At 62.4% G+C, this 1321-nt stretch carries 2 protein-coding genes; both read left to right on the plus strand.

The genetic code is table 11. The features are described from left to right. Positions 1–131: 131 nt before the first annotated feature. Positions 132–392, plus strand: a complete 261-nt coding sequence (locus tag L0D17_RS13075; protein WP_243095689.1) for a P-loop NTPase family protein — start codon at positions 132–134, stop codon at positions 390–392. After that, a partial coding sequence (locus L0D17_RS13080; RefSeq protein WP_243095690.1) for a phosphoribulokinase occupies positions 382–1321 on the plus strand: 940 nt, incomplete at its 3' end. The genes L0D17_RS13075 and L0D17_RS13080, both read left to right, overlap by 11 nt.

The following is a 1321-nucleotide window of genomic DNA, read 5'->3' on the forward strand; positions in this document are numbered from 1 at the left end:
GGTCCACGGGGCACCTCCTCGTGCTAAGGTGTGCCCCCCTATTAAACACGGACCCTTACACATAAATCCTTACACGACCCATTGAGTTCCCCCCTTACTCCCTGGAAGAGCTCTTCCAAATTGGCAAGCTTATGCTGGAAACGCAGGGGTACCGGTTCGCGCCCGAGGCGGAGAAGGCTTTCTGGGAGTATTTGGAACGCCGTATGCGCCTGCCCAACTTCGCCTACGCCCGCAGCGTGCGCAATGCCCTGGACCGCTTCAAGCTGCGCCAGGCCTACCGGCTGTACCAGAAGGCGGGGCCCGTGACCCCGGAGGAACTCATGACCATCGCCGCCGACGACATCTACCAGAGCTTGGTGTTCCGGGATAAGGAGGGAGAGGATGCCCCATAGACCCTTCATGTTGGGCATTGCCGGTGACTCGGGGGCGGGGAAGACCACCATCAGCGGCGGGATCGCCCGGCTTCTCGGCGTGGACCGTACCACCAGCATCTGCGTGGACGACTACCACAAGTACGACCGGAAGCAGCGGAAGGAGCTGGGCATCACTCCTTTGAACCCCGAGTGCAACTACATGGATATCATGGAGCAACATGTCCGCCTGTTGGCCGAGGGAGAGCCCATTCTAAAGCCGGTTTACAACCACTCCACGGGTACCTTTGACCCGCCCGTGTACGTTCCTGCCCCCCGGGCGGTAGAGGAGGACGGGCGGCTGGTGCCGAGGGTGGTGGTCCTGGAAGGGCTTCTCACCCTTTTTTCCCCGGCTTTGCGGGGGCGCTACCACCTCACCGTTTACCTGGACCCGGAGGAGGAGCTGAGGCGGGAGTGGAAGGTGAAGCGGGACGTGGCCAAAAGGGGCTACACCCCTGAGGAGGTGCTGGCGGACATTGAGCGGCGCATGCCCGACTCCCGGGCCTTCATCTGGCCCCAGAAGGAACACGCCGATATCATTGTGCGCTTTTACCGCCCCCCGGGCTATGATCCGGAAAATCCCAGTACCCTTAACGTCCGCATCGCCCTTAAGCACACCCTACCCCGGCTGGACCTCACCGAGGTCCTCCACTCCGCCTACGAGGACGAGGCCCTGATCCGCTTGGAAACCCGGAAGGAGGCCGACATCTTGGACATCACCGGGAACGTGACCCCCGAGCGGGCGCAGGCCTTTGAACGAATCATCTGGGAACACCTGGGACCCCACGCCGTGCACTTTGACCCGAGCTTGGTGGGTACCTTCTGGGACCGCGCGGGGCAGAGCTACCCCCTGGCGTGGGCTTGCCTTGCAAAGGTCAGGAGGACGGGTGTATATCTCTCTCCTGATGGGC

This window comes from Thermus thalpophilus, from assembly GCF_022760915.1.
GTDB classification, from domain to species: Bacteria; Deinococcota; Deinococci; order Deinococcales; family Thermaceae; genus Thermus; species Thermus thalpophilus.